The sequence below is a fragment of the Pseudomonas bubulae genome (assembly GCF_900618535.1).
Taxonomy (GTDB): domain Bacteria; phylum Pseudomonadota; class Gammaproteobacteria; order Pseudomonadales; family Pseudomonadaceae; genus Aquipseudomonas; species Aquipseudomonas bubulae.
The window spans coordinates 185,995-207,306 of record NZ_UYJA01000005.1 but is presented as its reverse complement, the minus strand read 5'-3'; the positions used below and the strand labels follow the sequence as shown (position 1 = coordinate 207,306).

Here is a 21,312-nt window from a genome sequence, read left to right as displayed (position 1 = left end):
TCGCGATTGCAGCACCTCGGTGATTCAGCTGCACCGAGTTGATTGCATCGCGAGCAAGCTCGCTCCCACAGGTTTTTTAGGCGGTTTTCTCTTTGTGGGATTCATTCCTTGAACACACCCGGTACTTACTCTCCCGACCTTGCTGTCCCTCTGGATCGGCGTGCATTCGGCGGTCGCGATTTGTTCTCCCTGTGGTTCTCCCTCGGCATTGGCCTGATGGTGTTGCAGACCGGCGCGTTGCTTGCGCCGGGGCTGGGACTGTCGGGTTCATTGCTGGCGATTTTTCTCGGCACGCTGGTAGGCGTGTCGCTATTGGCTTCGGTCGGTGTGATTGGCAGCGATACCGGCCTGTCGTCGATGGCTGCGCTCAAGCTCAGCCTGGGCAGCCGCGGTGCCATGCTCCCGGCCATGCTCAACGTGCTTCAACTGATCGGCTGGGGCTCGTTTGAAATCATCGTGATGCGCGACGCAGCCAGCCTGCTTGGCGCCCGGGCTTTTGGCGAAGGCAGCCTGTTGAGCAACCCCCTGTTGCTGACGCTGTTGTTCGGCGCCTTGGCCACCTTGCTTGCGGTGAGCGGGCCATTGACCTTTGTGCGCAAGATTCTGCGCAAATGGGGTATCTGGTTACTGCTGGCAGCCTGTCTATGGCTGACCTGGAACCTGTTTGCCAAAGCCGATCTGCCAGCGCTGTGGGCGCAAAAAGGCGATGGTTCGCTGCCGTTCGCAGTGGGTTTTGACATTGCCATTGCCATGCCGCTGTCGTGGTTGCCGCTGATTGCGGATTACTCACGCTTCGGCAAGCGTGCACAAAACGTGTTCGGCGGCACGGCCTTGGGCTTCTTTATCGGTAACTTCTGGCTGATGAGCCTGGGCGTGGCTTACACCCTGGCATTCGCCCCGAGTGGTGAAGTGAATGCGCTGCTGTTGGCGCTGGCAGGGGCCGGGCTGGGGATTCCGCTGCTGCTGATTTTGCTCGATGAGTCGGAAAACGCATTTGCCGATATTCACTCGGCGGCGGTGTCAGGCGGGATTCTGTTGCGTTTGAAAGTCGAGCATCTGGCCCTGGCCATCGGCGTGGTCTGCACCTTGATCGCCTGCTTTGCGCCGCTGGCGCAGTACCAGAACTTTCTGTTGCTGATTGGTTCGGTGTTCGCGCCATTGTTCGGCGTGGTGCTGGTGGATCACTTTATCCTGCGCCAGCGCAGTGCCCGGGTTGCGCCTGAGTTGTGGCGCTGGCCGACGCTGCTGGCCTGGCTGGGCGGGGTGCTGACTTATCACCTGCTGGCGAACGTGCTGCCGGATGTAGGCGCAACATTGCCCGCGTTGTTGCTGGCCGGCGGGTTGCAGTGGCTGTTGGGGCGCGGGTCAAAAACGGCCTAGCACACTGTGGGAGCGGGCTTGCTCGCGATGCTGGCGACGCGGTTTTCCAGTGAAACCGTATCGATCCCATCGCGAGCTAGCCCGCTCTCACAGGGGCGGTTGGCGTTACCTGCGACCCGGAAACCACTCTGGCTTTAAAATCCCGTTCAAACGCGAGTACGGAATCTTCAATTCAACATGGCCCTCAGAATACGGCGCAATGCTGTACACGTCGTACTTGAGCACTACGTTGTCTTTGAGCAGCGCTACATGCGGAGTTTTCTCGAACGGCCAGTTTTTCACGAACTCCGGGTCGCTGCCGTAATGGCTGCTGATCAGCCAGTTGTTGTGAGCCACTTTGGCTGCACCCCAGAAAGCCTGTTCCTGACCCGGCAGCAGCATGTCCTGCAGGGTCACGTCCTTTTGCTGTGAGCGCGAGTAGTTGATAAAGCCGCGGCCCGGCATGCCATGGGCGCCCCCGGTATCCAGGTAGCTGGAAAGCTCGACAATCACCAGACCGTCATGCTGCTCGCGTACCTTGGCCTGCAAATAAGTGCTGTTACGGCTGTCGGCCGTACGCAGGAAGTGTTCGCGATAGGCGTTGAGCGAGGGCGCCAGTTTGTCCTCAGGCGAATTGACGGTCATTCGCAACAGGCGATTTTCGATCAGCGCATCGAGCTTGGGGGCGTCGGGAAAATGCAGTGTATCGATGTTCACCAGCGGGCATTCCTGGCCGGTGCAGCCTGCCTTGACTTGCTCGGAAGCGTCATTGGCAAACGCCAACGGCTTTTGCACCGCAGGCTGGAACACGCTTTGGCAAGCGCCCAGGGTCAGGGCGATGCAAGTCATGGAAGCAAACTTTAAAAGCGACATGGTCGTCCTTCATCGTCGGAAGAGTGGGGGAGTGATGGTGGTTCGACTGCCAGCATGGGCATCGGTTCGCCACTAAGCTTATGTAGAGCCAATTAGAGTTGTTTTGCAGGCGATCCGTCTATCCCCGTGTTAGAAAAGAGGCTGCATCAGCAGTCTCTGGCGCGTTAGGATGCGCGATGCCGAGGGTCCGCCCACGGTGAAATTCGCCAGCAAGGGGTTTGTAATGACTGACATCACCAAGGCCAGGCCAAGCACCGTCGAGATCGTAAAGCGCGAGAACGGTTATCAGGGTTTTTACAAGCTTGATCGGGTGCATCTGCGACACGAACTCTTTGCCGGAGGCATGAGTCGCGAGATCAGTCGTGAGGTGTTTGTACGACATGATGCAGTCTGTGTGCTGCCCTACGACCCGCAGCGTGATGAAGTGGTACTGATCGAGCAGTTCCGCGTCGGCGCCCTGGGCAAGACTGACACGCCCTGGCTGATCGAGCTGGTTGCCGGGCTGATCGACAAGGCTGAAGTGCCCGAGGAAGTGGCTCACCGTGAAGGTGAAGAAGAGGCCGGGCTGACGTTCTCGTCGTTGTGGCCGATCACTCGCTACTTCCCGTCGCCGGGGGGCAGCACCGAGTTTGTTCATCTCTATCTCGGGCGTTGCAGCACTGAGGGCGTCGGGGGCTTGCATGGTCTGGAGGAAGAGGCAGAAGATATTCGTGTAACGGTATGGGCGTACGAAGATGCGCTGCAAGCAGTACGTGATGGGCGTATTTCCAATGCAGCGAGCATTATTGCCCTGCAATGGCTGGCGCTTAATCGCGCTGAAGTGAGGGGGTTATGGTCGTAAATGGGGTTCGCGATCGTTATCGGGTCGATCTGATCGGGCTGCAGGCCGCTTGCGAGGCCAACTATGCGCGTCTGATGCGTTTGTTGCCCGAAATGCGCGAGCAACCCGGCCCGCGCCAGATTGCCGTGACCCAGGGCGATCAGATGCTGGGCGTGCTGACGCTGGAGGTGATCCTCGATTGCCCGTACACCAGCACCTTGCGTGTCAGCCAGGAGCACAGCTTGCCGTGGTTGCCGGTGCCTCAATTGCAGGTGCAGGTGTATCACGATGCGCGCATGGCCGAAGTGGTCGCGGCCGAGCATGCGCGGCGTTTTCGCAGCATTTATCCCTACCCCAATATCGCCATGCACCAGCCCGACGAAAAGGCCCAGCTCAATGTGTTTTTGGGTGAGTGGCTAAGTCATTGCCTGGCCTGTGGCCATGAGTACGCAGAGGTGCGCTGAAATCCTGGCAAGCGCACCAAAAAACTGGCCTCTGGATCAAGGCGCTTACTCCCATAATGGCCATACTCAATGGCATAATCGCGCCATTCACTGACCCTCCCCGGGAGAGCCACCTTGCCGAATGTATCCACGCTGACCACCGAAGACCCGGTGCTGCTGGTGCAGCTCTCTGACAGCCACCTGTTTGCAGAAGCGGATGGCTCGCTGCTGGGGCTCAAGACCGCGCAAAGCCTGCAACAAGTGATTGATCTGGTGCAGGCCGAGCAGCCGCATATTGACGGCCTGCTGGCCACTGGTGATCTGACCCAGGACGGCAGTGTCGAGGCTTATCAACGCTTTCGCACACTGACCGCGCCGTTGGCACCCTTTGGCCGCTGGATCCCCGGCAACCACGATCAAGTTGCGCAGATGCGTGAAGCGGCTGTGCAAAGCCGTCTTCTGGAGCCGGTGGTCGATATTGGCAATTGGCGCATTACGCTGCTCAACTCGGCTGTTCCCCACTCCACCCCCGGTTACCTGGAGGACGATCAGTTGCAATTGCTGGCCCAGTCCTTGAGCGAAGCCCCCGATCGCCATCACCTGGTGTGCCTGCATCACCACCCGGTGTCGGTGGGCTGCCCGTGGCTGGAGCCGATCGGTCTGCGCAATGCCAAAGAATTCTGGTCGGTCATGGACCGTTATCCCCAGGCCCGGGCGGTACTGTGGGGGCATGTTCATCAGGCGTTCGACCAGCAGCGCAACGACGTTCGATTGCTGGCCACGCCCTCTACCTGCATCCAGTTCGCGGTGGGCAGCCCAGACTTCAAGGTCAGCGGCGAGGCACCGGGCTATCGCTGGCTGCGCTTGCAACCGGACGGCACTCTGCAAACCGGCGTGTCGCGCCTGGCGGATTTCACCTTTGAGCCGGATTACAGCGCCAACAATTACTGAATTATCTTGAAGCGAGTCATTGCCCCTGAGTCAGGCTAAACTGCGCGCCTTTATTGTTGCTGTGTTCAGCTTAACGGGTCTTCGGGGGTCATCGCATGTCAGGTTCCATCTTGTATATCCACGGGTTCAACAGTGCCCCCGAGTCCAAGAAAGCCATGCAGTTGACGTCGGCTATGCACGGCATGGGCCTTGGCGGGCAACTGCGGGTGCCTGCCCTGCACCATCATCCGCGCCAGGCCATTGCCCAATTGCAGGGCGTAATCAGTGAGCTTGGCAGCCCATTGCTGGTCGGCAGCTCGCTCGGCGGCTACTATGCGACATGGCTGGCCCGCCAATACGGCCTCAAGGCCTTGCTGATCAATCCGGCCGTCAGCCCGCACCGGATGTTCGACGGCTATCTGGGCACGCAAACCAATCACTACAGCGGCGAAACCTGGGAACTGACCCTCGATCACGTGCAGGCGCTGGCAGAACTTGAAGTGCCAGCCCCTCAGGACGCGCAGCGTTGTCAGGTGTGGTTGCAGACAGGCGATGAAACCCTGGACTACCGCTACGCTGAACAGTACTACGCGGCATGTACGTTGCGTATTGAGGCGGGCGGTGATCACAGTTATCAGGGCTTTGCCCAGCAGCTGCCCGACTTGCTGAACTTTGCAGGGATCGGCGCCGAACAGTTTGAAACCATCGACTTCGCGGCCCTTTAAGGCGCCCGTCGAATGGCCCTTTTTTTCACTTACGACTAACGACGAGACCCTATGGCCACTCCCAGCGCTAGCTCTTATAACGCCGACGCCATCGAAGTCCTCTCGGGCCTCGACCCGGTGCGCAAACGCCCCGGCATGTATACCGACACCAGCCGGCCCAACCACCTGGCCCAGGAAGTCATCGACAACAGCGTCGACGAGGCCCTGGCCGGTCACGCCAAGTCGGTCAACGTCATCCTGCACGCCGATCATTCGCTGGAAGTCAGCGATGACGGGCGCGGCATGCCGGTGGACATCCACCCTGAAGAGGGTGTGCCGGGCGTCGAGCTGATCCTCACCAAGCTCCACGCGGGCGGCAAGTTCTCCAACAAGAACTACCAGTTCTCCGGTGGCCTGCACGGTGTGGGCATCTCGGTGGTCAACGCGCTGTCGACGCTGGTGCGGGTCAAGGTCAAGCGTGACGGCAACGAGTACCAGATGACCTTTGCCGATGGCTATAAAGCCACCGATCTGGAAATTATCGGCACCGTGGGCAAACGCAACACCGGCACCAGCGTGTACTTCGCGCCGGACCCGAAATACTTCGATTCACCCAAGTTTTCCGTCAGCCGCCTCAAGCACGTGCTCAAGGCCAAGGCCGTGCTATGCCCGGGGCTGCTGGTTACGTTCGAAGACAAAAACACCAACGAAAAGGTCGAGTGGCATTACGAAGACGGCCTGCGCTCGTATCTGGTCGATGCAGTCAGCGAATTTGAACGCCTGCCCGACGAGCCGTTCTGCGGCAGCCTGGCCGGTAACAAGGAAGCCATCGACTGGGCTTTGCTGTGGCTGCCCGAGGGCGGCGACAGCGTGCAGGAAAGCTACGTCAACCTGATCCCTACGGCCCAGGGCGGTACCCACGTCAACGGCCTGCGCCAGGGCTTGCTCGATGCCATGCGCGAGTTCTGCGAGTTCCGCAGCCTGCTGCCGCGGGGTGTCAAGCTGGCGCCTGAAGATGTGTGGGAGCGCATTGCGTTCGTGCTGTCGATGAAAATGCAGGAACCCCAGTTCTCGGGTCAGACCAAAGAGCGTCTGTCATCCCGTGAGGCGGCGGCATTTGTCTCGGGCGTGATCAAGGACTCCTTCAGCCTGTGGCTCAACGCCAACCCCGAGTTGGGCATGCAACTGGCCGAACTGGCGATCAACAACGCCGGGCGCAGGCTCAAGGCCAGTAAAAAGGTCGAACGCAAGCGCATTACCCAGGGGCCGGCCTTGCCGGGCAAGCTGGCGGACTGCGCCGGGCAAGATCCGATGCGCTCCGAGCTGTTCCTGGTGGAAGGTGATTCTGCAGGCGGCTCGGCCAAGCAGGCGCGGGACAAGGAGTTCCAGGCGATCCTGCCGTTGCGCGGCAAGATCCTCAACACCTGGGAAGTCGACGGCAGCGAAGTGCTGGCGAGCCAGGAAGTGCACAATATCGCTGTGGCCATCGGTGTCGATCCGGGCGCGGCCGATATGAGCCAGTTGCGTTACGGCAAAATCTGCATCCTTGCCGACGCCGACTCCGACGGCCTGCACATTGCTACTTTGCTCTGTGCATTGTTTGTGCAGCACTTCCGCCCGCTGGTGGATGCCGGTCACGTCTATGTGGCGATGCCGCCGCTGTACCGCATCGACCTGGGCAAGGAGATCTTCTACGCCCTGGACGAAGCCGAGCGCGACGGCATTCTTGACCGTCTTGTCGCCGAGAAAAAACGCGGCAAGCCGCAAGTCACACGATTCAAGGGGCTGGGTGAGATGAACCCGCCACAGCTGCGCGAAACCACGATGGATCCGAACACCCGTCGCCTGGTGCAACTCACTCTTGAAGACTTCGCCGCCACGTCAGAAATGATGGACATGCTGCTGGCCAAGAAACGCGCCGGTGACCGCAAGTCCTGGCTCGAATCCAAAGGCAACCTGGCGCAGGTGCTGGCCTGATGCGCAGTGCCTTGCTGGGCTTGTTCTGTTTGGGTGCTGCGCCGGTCATGGCCGATACCTGGCCAGAACTGGCGTTGCAGTCAGAGCATCCGGTTGAAGGCATGCGCGGTGGCAATCTGTCCGGGCTGGCATTATGTTCGGGTGAGCTGTGGGCGGTGTCTGATCGTGATGATGATCAGATTTATCGCCTCGATACCCGCGAGTCTCTGTGGCAGGCCGAAGCCTTGCCTGTCGATGTGCCGCCAGCGCCGGAAAGCGGCTTGCCGTGGGGCGTGCGCATGATGGGCAAGGCCATCAGCCCGTTGCGCGGCGGCGAGCTGGACTTTGAAGGGATCAGTTGCGATGAGGCGGGCAACCGGTTCGTGGTCAGTGAGTCCCATGCAGCGGTACTGCAAATCCCTCAGGCCGGGGCGCCTTCATGGCTTAAAATCGACCCGGCGCTGGTGCGTCAGGCCCGTGCCAGCGGCATGTTGCTGCATTTCAATGCGCTGTTTGAGGGGATTGCCGTCAACCCGCAGGGTAATCAGATATGGCTGGCGGCCGAGCGTGAGCGCCGTGGCTTGCTGACTATTCGCAAAAAACAGAGTGTATGGGACTGCGAAAACGGTTGCGTGCTGATGAGCGAAGGCGGTCTTGAACAGCCGCCGACGCAACTCAACGCCAAGGCCCAGGCAAAGGACTTTGCCGACCTGGCGCTGTTCGAGGACAAGCTGTTTACCCTTGAGCGCATGGCCTATCGTATTTGCCGGCGTACCCCGAATACGGGCGAGATCGAACGCTGTTGGTCGTTTGCCAATGATGCCCTGACCGATGCCCGGCGTTACAACACCGGCTATGGCAACACCGAGGCCCTGAGCCTGGATGCCAAGGGCGCCTGGGTCGGGGTCGACAACGGCAGCCATAGACGCGCCGATGGCGAAAAACGTCCCATCGTCTGGCGCTTTGCTGCACCGCAAGGTGGCTGGAGTGCCAAACAATGAGCCAGCAAGCACCGGGCAAAGGCGTGGGGCGTATCTTCATGATCGTGGCCTGGTGCGCGGGCCTGTACCTGGCCACGCAGTTTTTCGGGCGCTGGGAACAGCGTCAGCAAAACCCCAATACCGAAGTGACCTCGCAGCAAGGCGAGGGTTATATCGAAGTCAAACTGCTCGGCAACGTGCAGGGCCATTTCGTCGCCAGTGGCCGGATCAACAACGTGCCGGTGGAATTTTTACTCGATACCGGTGCCACCGATGTGGCAGTACCGCTGGATCTGGCCAGGCAACTGGCACTGCCCAAGGGCCTCCCGGTGACCCTGAGCACCGCCAATGGCCGCACCCAGGGCTACCAGACCCGCATCGATCGCCTGCAGCTGGGCGCCATTGTGCTGCGCGATGTGCGAGCTGTAGCGGCCCCCGGGCTGGACGGCGAGCAGGTGCTGCTGGGCATGAGTGCGCTGAACAAACTTGAATTTACCCAGCGCGGCGGCACCATGCTGCTGCGCCAGACAACGAACTGAATGAGGTCCGCATGAGCGACTCCCTTGATCTCAGCCTGGACGGCGTAGAACGCCGGTCACTGGCCGACTTCACCGAACAGGCCTACCTCAACTACTCCATGTACGTCATCATGGATCGGGCCTTGCCGCATATCGGCGACGGCCTCAAGCCCGTACAGCGGCGTATTGTTTACGCCATGAGCGAGTTGGGCCTGGACGCTGACTCCAAGCACAAGAAATCGGCGCGTACCGTCGGTGACGTGCTCGGTAAATTCCACCCTCACGGCGACTCGGCCTGCTACGAAGCGATGGTGCTGATGGCACAGCCGTTCAGCTATCGCTACACCTTGGTCGACGGCCAGGGCAACTGGGGTGCGCCGGACGATCCCAAGTCGTTCGCCGCCATGCGTTACACCGAAGCTCGCCTGTCGCGTTACTCCGAGGTCCTGCTCAGCGAATTGGGCCAGGGCACGGCGGACTGGGTACCGAACTTTGACGGTACCCTCGACGAACCTGCGGTTTTACCGGCACGTTTGCCCAATATCCTGCTCAATGGCACCACCGGCATCGCCGTCGGCATGGCCACCGATGTACCGCCGCACAACCTGCGTGAAGTGGCGGCGGCGTGCGTGCGTTTGCTCGACGAGCCGAAAGCCACGGTTGAGCAATTGTGCGAACACATTCAAGGCCCGGACTACCCGACCGAAGCTGAAATCATCACCCCGCGCGCCGACCTGCTGAAGATCTATCAGACCGGCCGTGGTTCGGTGCGCATGCGTGCGGTGTATCACATCGAAGACGGCGACATCGTGGTCACTGCACTGCCGCATCAGGTGTCGGGTGCCAAGGTGTTGGAGCAGATCGCCGCGCTGATGCAGGCCAAGCCGACCAAGCTGGCGATGGTAACCGACCTGCGTGATGAGTCCGACCATGAAAACCCGTGCCGTATCGTCATCATTCCGCGCAACAACAAGGTCGATCTCGACGAACTGATGCAGCACTTGTTCGCCGTCACCGAGCTTGAGTCCACGTTCCGGGTCAACATCAATATCATCGGCCTGGACGGCAAGCCGCAGCTGAAAAACCTGCGTGCCCTGCTGGTTGAATGGCTGGAGTTCCGCGTCAACACCGTGCGCCGCCGCCTGCAGTTCCGCCTCGATAAAGTCGAGCGCCGCCTGCACCTGCTGGACGGTTTGCTCACCGCTTACCTGAACCTCGATGAAGTGATCCATATCATTCGCACCGAGGAACACCCCAAGGCCGAGCTGATTGCACGCTTTGCCCTGAGTGAAACCCAGGCTGATTACATCCTTGATACGCGCCTGCGCCAACTGGCCCGTCTGGAAGAGATGAAGCTGCGCGACGAGCAGGATGCGCTGCGTAAAGAGCAAGCCAAGCTGCAAGCCCTGCTGGGCAGCGAAGCCAAGCTGAAAAAGCTGGTGCGCACTGAACTGCTGGAAGACGCCAAAACCTACGGCGATGATCGTCGTTCGCCAATCGTGGCCCGCGCAGAAGCCAAGGCCCTGTCGGAAAACGAGCTGGTGCCGACTGAAGCGGTCACGGTGGTGCTCTCGGAGAAAGGCTGGGTACGTTGCGGTAAAGGCCACGATCTGGACGCTACCGGCCTGTCCTATAAAGCGGGGGATGGTTACAAAACCGCCGCTGCCGGGCGCTCCAACCAGTTTGCGGTGTTTATCGACTCCACGGGGCGCAGCTACTCAGTGGCTGCGCACACCTTGCCGTCGGCCCGTGGTCAGGGCGAACCGCTGACCGGTCGTCTGACCCCGCCGCCGGGCGCCACATTCGAGTGTGTGTTGTTGCCGGAAGACGATGCGCTGTATGTGATTGCTTCCGACGCCGGTTACGGGTTTGTGGTCAAGGGAGAAGACCTGCAGGCCAAGAACAAGGCAGGTAAGGCATTGCTCAGCCTGCCCAAAGGCGCGCAGGTGATGCAGCCGCGGCCGGTGTCCGATCGCGAGCACAACTGGCTGGCGGCGGTGACCACTGAAGGGCGCCTGCTGATTTTCAAGGTCAGCGACTTGCCGCAGCTGGGCAAGGGCAAGGGCAACAAGATCATCGGCATACCCGGCGATCGCGTGGCCAGCCGCGAAGAGTACGTGACCGACATCGCGGTACTTCCAGACAATGCCGCATTGGTATTGCAGGCGGGCAAGCGTACCTTGACGCTCAAGGCGGATGACCTGGAACACTACAAAGGTGAGCGTGGCCGTCGTGGCAACAAACTGCCTCGTGGGTTCCAGCGTGTGGATGCCTTGTTGGTAGAAACCCCCAATTAAGCCTGTTTAGTGCGCCCGGCCTGCGTTTTTAAGCGCAGATCGGCGCGACAGCGCTGGAGTCATGCCCAATATTCGCGGATGATATGCCGCGTTAGCGGCACGGCTTATGGCAATGTGCTTTGCGAGCCTTTCGAGAATTACACTGCGGCTCGCCCTGAGGCGGCCACCTGGATGGAATGATGAACGTTCTACGCCTTCCTTTAATTGCGTTGCTGACCGGTGTGCTGGGTCTGGCGGGGTGCAGCACGCACCAGCCTGCGGCCCTGTACCAGCTGGACAGCGGCAGCCCCGGCCAGCCCGCGCAAAGCGCCGGCATGGCTGTGGTACTTGGCCCGATCAGCGTGGCCGACTACCTGCAACGTGAAACCCTGCTGCAACGCCAGCCTGATGGCAGTTTGAGCGCTGCGACTGACGGACGATGGGCGGGTAGCCTGTCGGCAGATATCGACCAGCTGCTGGTGCGCCAACTGGCATGGCGCCTGGACAGCCAGCGTGTGGTCCAGGCCCCGGCACCTGCGGGCTTCAGCCCGGATGTGCAAGTGTTGTTGTCGATCACTCGCCTGGACTCGGGCAAGGACCTGCCTGCAGTGCTGGACGCACAATGGCGCTTGATTGACCGTCGCGGGCAAGTGCGTGACAACCGCATCGTGCACCTGGAGCAGCCGCACGGGGGCAGTACGGCGGACCAGGTCAAGGCTCAGGGCAAGTTGTTGCAACAGTTGAGCGAGCAATTGGCGGTGGCACTCAAGCCTCTGGCCAACCAGCCGCCTCTGGTGGAAGCGCCCAAGGCGCCGTCCAAGGCAGCCCCCAAGCAGGGTGCGGATAAACCTCGTATCCCGATGGCCTCACCGATACGCACGGATATGGAAATCTTCCGCTTCTGAGGCTGTAGCCAGAAACAAAAAAATCCCGCACATGTGCGGGATTTTTTATGGCAGGTCAAAAGCCCCTCACCACGCCTCTCCCGGAGGGAGAGGGCCAGGGTGATGGTGCTCTTGGCTTTGGCTACCCGCGACTCTCATGCATCCGCGCCAGCTGGCGCTCCAGCATCGAAGGGTAAGGCTCCATCAGGCGCTCTACGCAGCAGGCGCCTTCCGGGCTGGCAATCGGGCGGATGCGGGCGCGCTGGCGGATCAGCGGGTCATCGCTGATCTTGCGCTCTACCAGCAACAGGTTGCGGCTGTGTTGCGACAAGGCCAGTGCATCCTGCGCCGTTTCGGTCAGCAGCAGGTCAATCTGACTCATGCCGCTCAGGCCTTCACCCAGCACCAGGCCCAACTGCAATTGCAGGGTAATGCCGCTGTCTGCCACTTCGATTTGCAGGGCGTGACCCAATGCACGCAGCAGCTCGCCGCAGCAAATGGCGTTGGTCAGGTAGTCGTCGCCGCTGTCTTCACTGTGGAACAGCATCAGTGTGCTGCCATCGTTCAGCGTATGCAGTTCGCTTTGGTACAGCGAGGCTGCCTGGTTCAGACAATCACGATAGCGTTCCAGCAGTTCCATCAATCGGGCGCGGGGCAGGCGGCGCAATTGCTCTTGTGCCCCCAGTTGCACCGCGAGTACGGCACTCGGTTGCGGCGCCGCAGATGCGACCGGTTTTGGTTTGGCCAGGGCAACCGGCGCGGCACTCGCCGTGCTGGTGTCGCGCAGGTCGGCAAACGGGTCTTCGTCGTCGTTCTCGTCTTCTTCGGTGCTCACCAACTGTCGAGGTGCAGCCTTGGGCGCAGGTGCCGCTGCAGTCTCATCGAACGTCGGGTCACTCAGGTTGCGCACTTCAAAGCTCGGCTCGTTGTCTTCGGCCTCTTCGTAGTCGCTGTCGTCGTAGTCGTCTTCTTCTGGTTCCGGCTCGGGCTCTGGTGCCGGAGGGGCCAGGCGGGTGTGGAGCTGACGAGCCAGGTCGCCGATCTCATCCTGGCGCTGGATGGCCGGGGTGTAAGGATCGGGTTCGCGCAGCCATACCCGCAGTTGCAGCAGGGGCGTGGTGATATGACGGCCCAGACGCAAGCTTAAGGCCAGGGCAAGGGCCAGCAGGATAGCACTCAAAATGCCCATGCTTTGCAGGCTGATGGTCATCGGCTGCTCGAACTGGTGCATGTCCAGGCTGATGCGCAGATGCCCGGCGGTCACATCCTGAAAGGTGATCTTGGTTTGATACACACCCTCGGTTTCGCCCAGCAGGCCATTTTTGGGACGTTGCCCGGCTTCGGCGAGGATACGGTTATCCACGCTATAAATGGCCGCGTGGGCCACCAGCGGGTTTTTGGTCAGGTTGTTGAGCAGCACGTTGAGGCTGAGGATGTCGTTTGACACCAGCAGCTCGGTCGCCGAGGTGGCGGTTTGCGTGGTCAGGCTCTGCCCCAGGGCGTCGGCCTGTTCGTGCATGGCCTGCTTGAATTGCAGGCCCATGACCACGGCATAGATGACCAGTGCCAGGGCGACCAGGATCACGTTATGGCTGGCGATACGCAGAGCAAGCGGAACGCGGCGATCGCGCAGGGCCCGGAAGATCAGCAGGAAGAAGTTATCGGTTTTGACAGGCGATGGCCGGTTCACTGAGCGCGGCTCTTAGTCCGTTAAGTTGGTGCGCAGTATAGCGAGCGGCCTGAGGGCGGCAAAGCCTTGGCGGTGCCCGATGGTCACTGAAAGTGGGTAGAATGCGTTTTTTTTAGCGAATGGGGGTGTGCCTTGCGCGAAATCGTCCTGATAAACATCACAGGTGAGGACCGTCCGGGTCTCACTGCGGCCATTACCGGTGTACTGGCCAGCAATGGTGTGAATATTCTCGACATCGGTCAGGCCGCCATCCATGGCGTTTTGTCATTGGGTTTTCTGGTCGAAATTCCACAAGCCGAGCTGGTTTCGGCAGTGCTCAAGGACCTGCAGCCCTTAATCGCGAAGGAAGGTTTGCAGCTGCGTTTCGACCCGATCAGCGAAGAGCATTACCAGCGCTGGGTCCACGAACAAAGCCAGACCCGGCATGTGGTCACGCTGATGAGCCGCCAGGTGACCGCCCATGAGCTGCAGCGCGTGACATCGGTGATCAGCCAGCACGGTTTGAACATTGAGCAGACGGATCGCCTGTCCGGTCGCGTGCCGCTGGATGCGTCGACCGAGTCGAGCAAAAGCTGCATCGAGCTGCGTGTGTGTGGCGAGCCTGTGGATGTTGACGCGCTGCGTGCCGATTTCTTCAACCTGGCCCAGGAGCTGGGCGTGGATATCGCCCTGCAGGAAGACACCCTGTTCCGTCGCAATCGCCGCCTGGCGGTGTTCGACATGGACTCGACGCTGATCGAAGCTGAAGTGATCGACGAGCTGGCCAAGGCGGCAGGCGTGGGGGATCAAGTGGCGGCCATCACCGAGCGCGCGATGGCTGGCGAACTGGATTTCAAGGCCAGTTTCAAGGAGCGCATGGCGCTGCTCAAGGGCCTGGACGTGGGCGTGCTGGATGCCATCGGTGCTTCGTTGCGCCTGACCGAGGGCGCTGAAGTGCTGTTCGCCGAGCTCAAGCGTCTGGGTTACAAAACTGCGATCCTGTCAGGCGGTTTCACCTACTTTGCCAAACAAGTGCAGGCCAGACTGGGCATCGACTATGTCTTTGCCAACGAGCTGGAAGTGGTGGACGGCAAGGTGACCGGTGTTGCGGTCGAACCGATTGTTGATGCCCAGCGCAAGGCAGATTTGCTGCGCGAACTGGCACAAAAGGAAGGCTTGAGCCTGGAGCAGACCATTGCGGTCGGTGATGGCGCCAATGATTTGCCGATGCTGGCGATTGCCGGGCTGGGTGTGGCATTCCGTGCCAAGCCGCTGGTCAAGAAATCGGCCAAGCACGCAATTTCGACTTTGGGCCTGGATGGCGTGCTGTACCTGCTCGGTCAGCGTGACCGTAACAGCCAGGGCTGAGCCCCCCTGTAAATGACCTGTGGGAGCGGGCTTGCCCGCGATTGCATCACCTCGGTGAATCAGATGCACCGAGTTGCCAGCATCGCGAGCAAGCCCGCTCCCACAGGGTTATGGGTTATTCGGCGTGCGCCGGTGCACCCATTTTCTGACCCATCATCACCGGCGTTCCTGCCCTCAGGCCTTCGGCCCATTTCACCTGATCCGCGCCAAACAGCACGATCGCCGTCGAACCCAGTTTGAAACGACCCAGCTCGGCACCTTTTTCCAGGTGGATCGGCGCACGGGCAGCTTCGTCGTAACGGAAGGTTTTCAGCTCGCGTTTCGGCGGGGTAACCAGACCGGCAAACACGGTTTCAATGGATGCCACGATCATGGCACCGACCAATACCACGGCCATAGGGCCGCGCTCGGTGTCAAAAATGCACACCGCACGCTCGTTGCGGGCAAAAAGCTCCGGCACGTTTTCGGCGGTGGTCTGGTTGACCGAGAACAGGCGCCCCGGCACGTAGATCATTTCACGCAGGGTGCCCGCCAGTGGCATGTGCACGCGGTGGTAGTCCTTGGGCGACAGATAGATGGTGGCAAATTCGCCGCCCATAAACTGGGCTGCTACTGCAGCATCGCCACCCACCAGCTCCAGCACGCTGTAGCTGTGGCCCTTGGCCTGGAACACGCGGCCGTGTTCGATCGGGCCCAGCTGGCTGACCGCGCCATCGGCAGGGCTTAGCACCGCACCCGGAGTTTGATCCAGCGGGCGGGCGCCGTCTTTCAGGGCGCGGGTAAAGAAGGCGTTGAAGTGCTCGTAGGCGGTCACGTCTTCAACCAGGGCCTGGGACATGTCTACCTGATAACGCTTGGCGAACCAGCTGGTGAACGCATTCTTGAACCAGCGTACGCGGCATTCGGCAATACAGCCGGCCAGGCGTGACAGCAGGTGATGCGGCAACAGGTACTGACTGAGGAGGAACAAACGCTTTTTCATTCAAGGTCCTTAATTTTTTACAGGTAGCTCGACGGGGGTGTCGGGGTGGTTGCCCCATTCGCCCCAGGAGCCGGCGTAGCCTTTGACGCGCGGGTAACCGAGCGCCTTGGCGACGAGATAGGTAAAGCCGGAACGGTGGTGGGTCTGGCAGTGGGTAATCACTTCTTTGTCTGGCGTGATGCCCAGATCCTTGAGGATCTGCGCCATGTCCGGGCGGATACGCAGGTTACGGGTTTTATCCATGCCGGTGGTCCACTCAAGATGCTTGGCCCCGGGGATATGCCCGCCCTTGGCCGCCAGCACTTTTTCGCCGCTGTATTCGGCGGCACTGCGTGCATCCCAGATCGCCAGGTCGGCGGCGCCCAGGCGGCTTTGCAGGTACTCGCGGGTGGCAGTGGGTTCATCGTGCAAGGTCAGCGCCACCGGGCCATTGACGGCGGCAGGCACGTCCTGGCTGAGGGCATAGCCTTCGCCAATCCAGGCGTGAATGCCCCCGTCCAGATAGTGGTATGCCTTGTGCCCGATTACATCAAGCAGCCAGATAAACCGCCCGGCCCAGCCGCCGCCTTCGTCGTCATAGACCACATAGACCGCGTCGGGATTGTGCCCCAGCTCGCCGAACAGGGTTTCGAGTGACGCTTGCGACGGCAGCAGGCCGGGTGCCGGTGGCAAGCCCAGTTGCGTGCGTTTCGGGTCGACAAAACGGGCGCCCGGAATATGCCCGGCCTCGTAGCGTGCAACACTGGTCAGGTCAACCAGGATCAGTTCGGGTGCGTCGAGCCGGGCGAGCAGGTCGCCGGGCTCGATCACTAATGGCAAGCCAGAGAAGCCAGGCATAGGAAGCCTCCAGAGCAAAAAGGGGGGATTGTAGCGCTAGCGCCCGCGACTACTAAAGGTATTCAAGGCTTTCTCGATGCATTGGGCCGTTTTGCCAAAGGCTTGCACGCTGGTTTCGGAAAATGGCCCGCCGCCCTGGTCTGCCAGTATGAGCATGACCACGCGACCGTTATTGCTCAGCGAGCGTAGCAGCAGATGCTCGCCGGGGAACAGGCTGCGCAGGCTGTAGGGCAAGACTGCGGAGATCACCGCGTTGTTTTCGGGCGTCAGGCGCACTTGTGCAGGTTGCATCATCAGGCGTTGCAGCGCGGTGCTGTCACTGATGTTGACGGTCAGGTCGAAGGCGGTTCTGCCCAGGCCGGCAATCTGGTTGACGCTCAGGCTGGTCGAGGTCTTGTCGGGGGTGAGTATCATCACCCGGCGCATGCCGCACGCCTGCAAGGCTTCGCGGGCACAGGTGCTCAGATGCATCGGGTTGCTGAATGCGCTGGGTTGCTCCAGCAGCTGCCCGCAATGTTTGCGCCAGGCGACGAGTGCCTCGGCCGAGGGAGGCGGGGCTGCCTGCGAATTGTCCCCGTTGCGGCGTGAGTCCCACGGCCAGAGCAATGCCTGGGCCGGATGCCAAAGGTCGGGGCTGGAGTGATAGCGCGCGCTGCTCGCGGCCTGCTGGTGTGCCTGCTGCTGAACTTCGTCCAGGGGCATTTGCAGGTAAAGGCTGGTGACGTACTGCCAGCGCAGGTTGTGCGGTGTGTCCCAGCCCTGCTGGGCTGACAGCGCCAGGCAGTTGGCCAGCAACACACTGTTGGCAGGCTGGTTGAGCCAGCGCCGCAGGACCGGGTCGGCGTCCAGCAGTTGTTGCTGACGCAGGGGGTGATGGGTGTCGCGGGCGATATGCAGCACCCTGACCAGGGTGCGGCGCTCTTCGGTGATCACCGTATAACCTTGCATCACCCACCCCGGCAGACGCCACAGCTCGGCCAGGCTGCGGCAGATATCAAACAGTGGCACACCAAAAAGCTGGCGCTCGACTTTACTGGCGCACTCATTGTGCCCGACCACCCGCCGTTCCCAGGTTTCGAGCAGCAGTGGGTGGGTCAGTGCCAGGGCCCATAGCGGTGACAGAAACAGCAAGCTGCTCCAGTAGATTTCCTGCCAGAGCCGCGCCAGGCGATTGCCGAACAGGCCAATGGCCTGTTGTGCGGCGTGCTGGCTGATCAGCTGGATTTGTCGGTAGGCCAGCGGGATATCCTCGATCGCCAGCGCCGGCACATGTTCGAGCAGCATCTGGGTGCGTTTGAGGCCCAGGCGGTTGATCGCCACTTCAAGGCTCTCGGCCGGCTCGCTCAGGCTGCTTTGGACTTGCTGGTTGGCCTCGCGGATCAGTCTGAGGGCCAGCGCCGGGCTGTCCTGCATGACCTCGGCAATTTCGCGTAACGAGCGGCGACTGTCGTTGAGGGTCTTGAAGACCCGCGCATGGCTGGTTTGCGGGATCGGCAGATCGACGGCGTCCAGGTGTGCAACCCAGGCATCCAGGGTGGTGGGTGTTGATATCGGTGCGCGGGTTTCGTTGGCCATAATGAGGACGCGATGATCATCCAATCTGGGGGTCGAATGGCTTTTCGGCTCTACCGGCTATAGTCTGGCGCAGATTCGCCGATAAGGAGAAGAAGAGTTTTAGCTACGCTGGAATATGACCTTGAACCGACCCAAGAAGTACTTTTATATCTATGGCTAAAATTATCGGCATCATCGTCGTGTTCGCGAGTGTGCTCGGCGGATACGTACTTTCCCACGGTAAAATCGGGGCGCTGATCCAGCCGTTCGAGGTTTTGATCATCGGCGGTGCGGCCTTCGGTGCGTTCCTGCAAGCCAACCCCGGTTACATGACCATGCATGTGATCAAAAAATCACTGGGCATGTTCGGTTCGCGTTTCTCCCACGCTTTTTATCTCGAAGTGTTGGGCCTGGTTTACGAGATTCTCAACAAAAGTCGTCGCGAAGGCATGATGGCCATCGAGAGCGACATTGAAGACGCGGCCGCCAGCCCTATCTTCGCCAAATACCCCACTGTCCTTAAAGATGAGCGCATGACCGCGTTTATCTGCGATTACCTGCGCATCATGTCCTCGGGCAACATGGCCCCCCACGAGCTTGAGGGGTTGTTTGACATGGAGCTGTATAACCTCAAGGAAGAGCTGGAGCATCCTTCCCACGCCGTTACCGGTATCGCCGACGGCATGCCGGGTTTCGGTATCGTCGCCGCGGTACTGGGTATTGTGGTGACCATGGCCTCGCTGGGCGAAGGTGATCAGGCGGCCATCGGCATGCACGTTGGCGCCGCGCTGGTAGGTACCTTCTTCGGTATTTTGGCGGCCTATGGTTTTTTCGGTCCGTTGGCGACGTCTTTGGCTCACGATGCCAAGGAAGAACTCAACGTGTATGAATCGATCAAGGCCTCGCTGGTGGCTTCGGCCTCAGGCATGCCGCCGTCGCTGGCGGTCGAGTTTGGTCGCAAGGTCCTGTACCCCAAGCACCGGCCCAGTTTTTCCGAGCTGGAACAAGTGGTTCGTGGTCGCTGATTTATGGAAAACAACCAGCCCATAATCATCAAGCGCGTCAAGCGCTACGCCGCAGGCCATCACGGTGGCGCCTGGAAAATCGCCTTTGCCGACTTCGCCACGGCGATGATGGCGTTCTTTCTGGTGATGTGGCTGATGACGGCGGCCACGCCCGAGCAAAAGATCGCCATTGGTGGTTATTTCAAAGATCCGATCGGATTCAGCGAAAGCGGCACGCCCTACGTCATCGACCTGGGCGGCACTCCGGCCTTGGCGCCGGACAACACCCTCAACCCTGAAGAAAAACTGCAGCCCCAGCCCGACAAGATCAAGGTAGATGCCGAGCAGGTTGAAAGCATGGCCGAGCAGGTCGAGAAAGAGCGCCTCGAACTGCTGTTGCAGGAGTTGCAGAACAAGGTCGAAGAAAACCCGCAGCTGCGCAAGTTCAAGGATCAGTTGCTGTTTGAAATAACCCCGGACGGCCTGCGTATCCAGATCATGGATGCCGCAAACCGGCCGATGTTTGATGTGGGCAGTGCAAGGCTCAAACCGTACTTCGAAGATATTTTGCTGGCCATGGCCGACACCATCAAGGCAGTACCCAACAAGGTCAGTATCAGCGGCCACACCGATGCCATGCCTTATGCGGGGGGCGGTGATTACGGCAATTGGGAGTTGTCGGCCAACCGTGCCAATGCTGCGCGGCGTGCACTGGTGGCGGGCAGCTACCCGGAAGGGCAGATTGCGCGGGTGGTGGGTTATGCCTCGTCAGTGCTGTTCGACACGGCTAACCCCAATAATCCGGTCAACCGTCGTATCGACATTGTGGTGCTGAACAAAAAGGCCCAGCAGGCGATTGAAGGCGAGCAGGGTGCGGAGTCAGTCAAGCCCCAGGAACTGCCCAAGGCGCCAGTTGACCCGATCAAGCTGCCCGCCGACAAACAGCCACTGCCGATGCATGAAGAACGGCAGAAGCTGAATCTGTTTGACGACCCGCCGCCCTCACCCTAACCCTCTCCCAGAGGGAGAGGGGACTGAGCGCACGCGGCTTCAAGAACACTGATAATTTGCCCCCTCTCCCTCCGGGAGAGGGCTGGGGTGAGGGGGCTTCTGGCCTGAATCAGTAACTCGACTCAGGCAAGCTGGCAATGATCGAGCGATAGCTGTTCATGCGCTGTTGCTGCACGCGGCCATCTTCCAGGGCCATCAGCAATGCACAGCCCGGCTCGCGGTCATGCTTGCAGTCGCGGAAGCGGCAACGGCCGATCAGGTCGTTGAACTCGATGAACCCCGCCTCGACATCGGCACGGCTGACGTGGCCCAGGCCGAACTCACGAATACCCGGGGAGTCGATCAGATCGCCGCCGCCCGGGAAGTGGAACAAGCGTGCCGTGGTCGTGGTGTGCGTACCCTGGCCGGAAATCTCCGAGAGCGGCCCGACCCGAAGGTTGACCTCAGGCAGCAGGCTGTTGACCAGGGACGACTTGCCAACGCCCGACTGACCCACAAACACACTGATATGGCCGTCCAGTTGCGCTTGCAACTGCTGCATGCCATCGCCGTGATGGGCCGACACTTCCAGCACCGGATAACCCAGTTGACGATAAACCCCCAGCAACGCATTCAGCGCCGGTGCGTTCTGCTCGTCGATCAGGTCAGCCTTGTTGAGCAGCAACAGCGGGCGAATCCCGGCGTGCTCGGCGGCGACGAGATAGCGGTCGATCAGGTTGGCGTGCGGCTCGGGCATGGGCGCGAACACAATCACGATCATGTCGACGTTGGCAGCAACCGGCTTGAGCTGGCCACGGCTGTCAGGGCGGCACAGCTCGGTCTTGCGCGGCAACTGGGCGACGATAACGCCGATGCCCTGATTGCCGGCGCGCCACACAACCGTGTCACCGGTTACCAGAGCGGGCAGGTTGGCGCGCAGGTGGCAACGGAACATCTGGCCTTTGAGCTCACCTTCCTGGGCTTCGACTTCGACCTGCACACCAAAGTGCGCGATCACCAGGCCAAGTTGCTCGGGGCCTAAATCGCCGCCTTCAAGCGCTTCGACGGCACTGGATTCGCGTTTGGCGGCGCGGGCAGCGCGCTCGCCCTGGATCTTTTCGATGCGCCAATTCTGACGACGGTTGAGCTGGCGTTTGGCCATGGG

19 protein-coding genes are annotated in these 21,312 nt (G+C 60.7%); 13 read left to right on the top strand and 6 right to left on the bottom strand.

The genetic code is table 11. The features are described 5' to 3' along the window. Positions 1-108 precede the first annotated feature (108 nt). Entirely contained in the window at positions 109-1,380 is a 1,272-nt protein-coding gene (cytX, locus tag PPTH39_RS18285; RefSeq protein WP_169916129.1) for a putative hydroxymethylpyrimidine transporter CytX, read from the top strand. Positions 1,381-1,485: 105 nt separating this feature from the next. On the opposite strand, the gene PPTH39_RS18280 is transcribed toward cytX, so the two are convergent. Next, on the bottom strand, positions 1,486-2,232 hold the full coding sequence (locus PPTH39_RS18280; protein ID WP_130872277.1) for an RsiV family protein: 747 nt from the start codon (positions 2,230-2,232) through the stop codon (positions 1,486-1,488). A gap of 223 nt (positions 2,233-2,455) precedes the next feature. Here PPTH39_RS18280 and PPTH39_RS18275 point away from each other — a divergent pair, with 223 nt between their 5' ends. The 9 genes from PPTH39_RS18275 to PPTH39_RS18235 all read left to right on the top strand — a co-directional run bounded on the left by PPTH39_RS18275 (position 2,456) and on the right by PPTH39_RS18235 (position 11,764). Then, entirely contained in the window at positions 2,456-3,073 is a 618-nt protein-coding gene (locus tag PPTH39_RS18275) for an NUDIX domain-containing protein (protein WP_095001096.1), read from the top strand. Further along, entirely contained in the window at positions 3,064-3,516 is a 453-nt protein-coding gene (locus PPTH39_RS18270) for a DUF1249 domain-containing protein (protein WP_095000935.1), read from the top strand. The genes PPTH39_RS18275 and PPTH39_RS18270 overlap by 10 nt, the downstream gene beginning before the upstream one ends. Before the next feature lie 114 nt (positions 3,517-3,630). Further along, the gene (gene cpdA, locus PPTH39_RS18265) at positions 3,631-4,446 is read left to right on the top strand and encodes a 3',5'-cyclic-AMP phosphodiesterase (protein ID WP_095000936.1); all 816 of its coding nucleotides are present in this window, start codon (positions 3,631-3,633) and stop codon (positions 4,444-4,446) included. 95 nt (positions 4,447-4,541) lie between these two features. Then, entirely contained in the window at positions 4,542-5,150 is a 609-nt protein-coding gene (locus PPTH39_RS18260) for a YqiA/YcfP family alpha/beta fold hydrolase (RefSeq protein WP_095000937.1), read from the top strand. Positions 5,151-5,201: 51 nt separating this feature from the next. Continuing rightward, positions 5,202-7,106 carry a DNA topoisomerase IV subunit B gene (gene parE, locus PPTH39_RS18255; protein WP_095000938.1) on the top strand — a complete coding sequence of 635 codons (1,905 nt, stop codon included), beginning with the start codon at positions 5,202-5,204 and terminating at the stop codon, positions 7,104-7,106. Next, positions 7,106-8,086 carry an esterase-like activity of phytase family protein gene (locus PPTH39_RS18250; RefSeq protein ID WP_130872276.1) on the top strand — a complete coding sequence of 327 codons (981 nt, stop codon included), beginning with the start codon at positions 7,106-7,108 and terminating at the stop codon, positions 8,084-8,086. Before parE ends, PPTH39_RS18250 begins: the two co-directional genes overlap by 1 nt. After that, on the top strand, positions 8,083-8,604 hold the full coding sequence (locus tag PPTH39_RS18245) for a retropepsin-like aspartic protease family protein (protein ID WP_095000940.1): 522 nt from the start codon (positions 8,083-8,085) through the stop codon (positions 8,602-8,604). The genes PPTH39_RS18250 and PPTH39_RS18245 overlap by 4 nt, the downstream gene beginning before the upstream one ends. A gap of 11 nt (positions 8,605-8,615) precedes the next feature. Beyond that, positions 8,616-10,880 (top strand): DNA topoisomerase IV subunit A, encoded by a 2,265-nt coding sequence (gene parC / locus PPTH39_RS18240; RefSeq protein WP_095000941.1) that lies wholly within the window; start codon positions 8,616-8,618, stop codon positions 10,878-10,880. A 179-nt stretch (positions 10,881-11,059) separates the two neighbouring features. Continuing rightward, entirely contained in the window at positions 11,060-11,764 is a 705-nt protein-coding gene (locus PPTH39_RS18235; RefSeq protein ID WP_179292897.1) for a PqiC family protein, read from the top strand. Between the two features lie 121 nt (positions 11,765-11,885). On the opposite strand, the gene PPTH39_RS18230 is transcribed toward PPTH39_RS18235, so the two are convergent. Beyond that, complete coding sequence (locus PPTH39_RS18230; RefSeq protein ID WP_095000943.1) at positions 11,886-13,433, bottom strand: AhpA/YtjB family protein; 1,548 nt, start codon at positions 13,431-13,433, stop codon at positions 11,886-11,888. A 132-nt stretch (positions 13,434-13,565) separates the two neighbouring features. Between PPTH39_RS18230 and serB the strand changes: the two genes are divergently transcribed. Continuing rightward, positions 13,566-14,780 carry a phosphoserine phosphatase SerB gene (gene serB, locus PPTH39_RS18225; protein ID WP_095000944.1) on the top strand — a complete coding sequence of 405 codons (1,215 nt, stop codon included), beginning with the start codon at positions 13,566-13,568 and terminating at the stop codon, positions 14,778-14,780. Positions 14,781-14,895: 115 nt separating this feature from the next. On the opposite strand, the gene asd is transcribed toward serB, so the two are convergent. Genes asd through PPTH39_RS18210 form a run of 3 tightly spaced genes read right to left on the bottom strand, consistent with a single transcriptional unit; the run spans position 14,896 to position 18,174 of the window. Continuing rightward, complete coding sequence (asd, locus tag PPTH39_RS18220; protein ID WP_130872275.1) at positions 14,896-15,762, bottom strand: archaetidylserine decarboxylase; 867 nt, start codon at positions 15,760-15,762, stop codon at positions 14,896-14,898. Positions 15,763-15,771: 9 nt separating this feature from the next. Next, complete coding sequence (locus PPTH39_RS18215) at positions 15,772-16,599, bottom strand: rhodanese-like domain-containing protein (protein WP_095017684.1); 828 nt, start codon at positions 16,597-16,599, stop codon at positions 15,772-15,774. 36 nt (positions 16,600-16,635) lie between these two features. After that, on the bottom strand, positions 16,636-18,174 hold the full coding sequence (locus PPTH39_RS18210; protein WP_130872274.1) for an HDOD domain-containing protein: 1,539 nt from the start codon (positions 18,172-18,174) through the stop codon (positions 16,636-16,638). A gap of 152 nt (positions 18,175-18,326) precedes the next feature. Here PPTH39_RS18210 and motA point away from each other — a divergent pair, with 152 nt between their 5' ends. Both motA and motB read left to right on the top strand, forming a co-directional pair. Then, entirely contained in the window at positions 18,327-19,178 is an 852-nt protein-coding gene (gene motA, locus PPTH39_RS18205) for a flagellar motor stator protein MotA (protein ID WP_095000946.1), read from the top strand. Positions 19,179-19,181: 3 nt separating this feature from the next. Further along, complete coding sequence (gene motB / locus PPTH39_RS18200; protein WP_095000947.1) at positions 19,182-20,168, top strand: flagellar motor protein MotB; 987 nt, start codon at positions 19,182-19,184, stop codon at positions 20,166-20,168. A 109-nt stretch (positions 20,169-20,277) separates the two neighbouring features. On the opposite strand, the gene rsgA is transcribed toward motB, so the two are convergent. Further along, positions 20,278-21,309: a small ribosomal subunit biogenesis GTPase RsgA gene (gene rsgA / locus PPTH39_RS18195; RefSeq protein WP_095000948.1), complete on the bottom strand. Its 1,032-nt coding sequence runs from the start codon at positions 21,307-21,309 to the stop codon at positions 20,278-20,280. Between the last annotated feature and the right edge of the window lie 3 nt (positions 21,310-21,312).

Excerpts from the sequence above, each read along its gene's own strand:
- parE (WP_095000938.1), top strand. The coding sequence starts at position 5,202 with ATGGCCACTCCCAGCGCTAGCTCTTATAACGCCGACGCCATCGAAGTC.
- PPTH39_RS18245 (WP_095000940.1), top strand. The coding sequence starts at position 8,083 with ATGAGCCAGCAAGCACCGGGCAAAGGCGTGGGGCGTATCTTCATGATC.
- PPTH39_RS18270 (WP_095000935.1), top strand. The coding sequence starts at position 3,064 with ATGGTCGTAAATGGGGTTCGCGATCGTTATCGGGTCGATCTGATCGGG.
- PPTH39_RS18215 (WP_095017684.1), bottom strand. The coding sequence starts at position 16,599 with ATGCCTGGCTTCTCTGGCTTGCCATTAGTGATCGAGCCCGGCGACCTG.
- PPTH39_RS18280 (WP_130872277.1), bottom strand. The coding sequence starts at position 2,232 with ATGTCGCTTTTAAAGTTTGCTTCCATGACTTGCATCGCCCTGACCCTG.
- PPTH39_RS18275 (WP_095001096.1), top strand. The coding sequence starts at position 2,456 with ATGACTGACATCACCAAGGCCAGGCCAAGCACCGTCGAGATCGTAAAG.
- rsgA (WP_095000948.1), bottom strand. The coding sequence starts at position 21,309 with ATGGCCAAACGCCAGCTCAACCGTCGTCAGAATTGGCGCATCGAAAAG.
- PPTH39_RS18210 (WP_130872274.1), bottom strand. The coding sequence starts at position 18,174 with ATGGCCAACGAAACCCGCGCACCGATATCAACACCCACCACCCTGGAT.
- PPTH39_RS18260 (WP_095000937.1), top strand. The coding sequence starts at position 4,542 with ATGTCAGGTTCCATCTTGTATATCCACGGGTTCAACAGTGCCCCCGAG.
- PPTH39_RS18250 (WP_130872276.1), top strand. The coding sequence starts at position 7,106 with ATGCGCAGTGCCTTGCTGGGCTTGTTCTGTTTGGGTGCTGCGCCGGTC.
- motA (WP_095000946.1), top strand. The coding sequence starts at position 18,327 with ATGGCTAAAATTATCGGCATCATCGTCGTGTTCGCGAGTGTGCTCGGC.
- PPTH39_RS18235 (WP_179292897.1), top strand. The coding sequence starts at position 11,060 with ATGAACGTTCTACGCCTTCCTTTAATTGCGTTGCTGACCGGTGTGCTG.
- motB (WP_095000947.1), top strand. The coding sequence starts at position 19,182 with ATGGAAAACAACCAGCCCATAATCATCAAGCGCGTCAAGCGCTACGCC.
- parC (WP_095000941.1), top strand. The coding sequence starts at position 8,616 with ATGAGCGACTCCCTTGATCTCAGCCTGGACGGCGTAGAACGCCGGTCA.
- asd (WP_130872275.1), bottom strand. The coding sequence starts at position 15,762 with ATGAAAAAGCGTTTGTTCCTCCTCAGTCAGTACCTGTTGCCGCATCAC.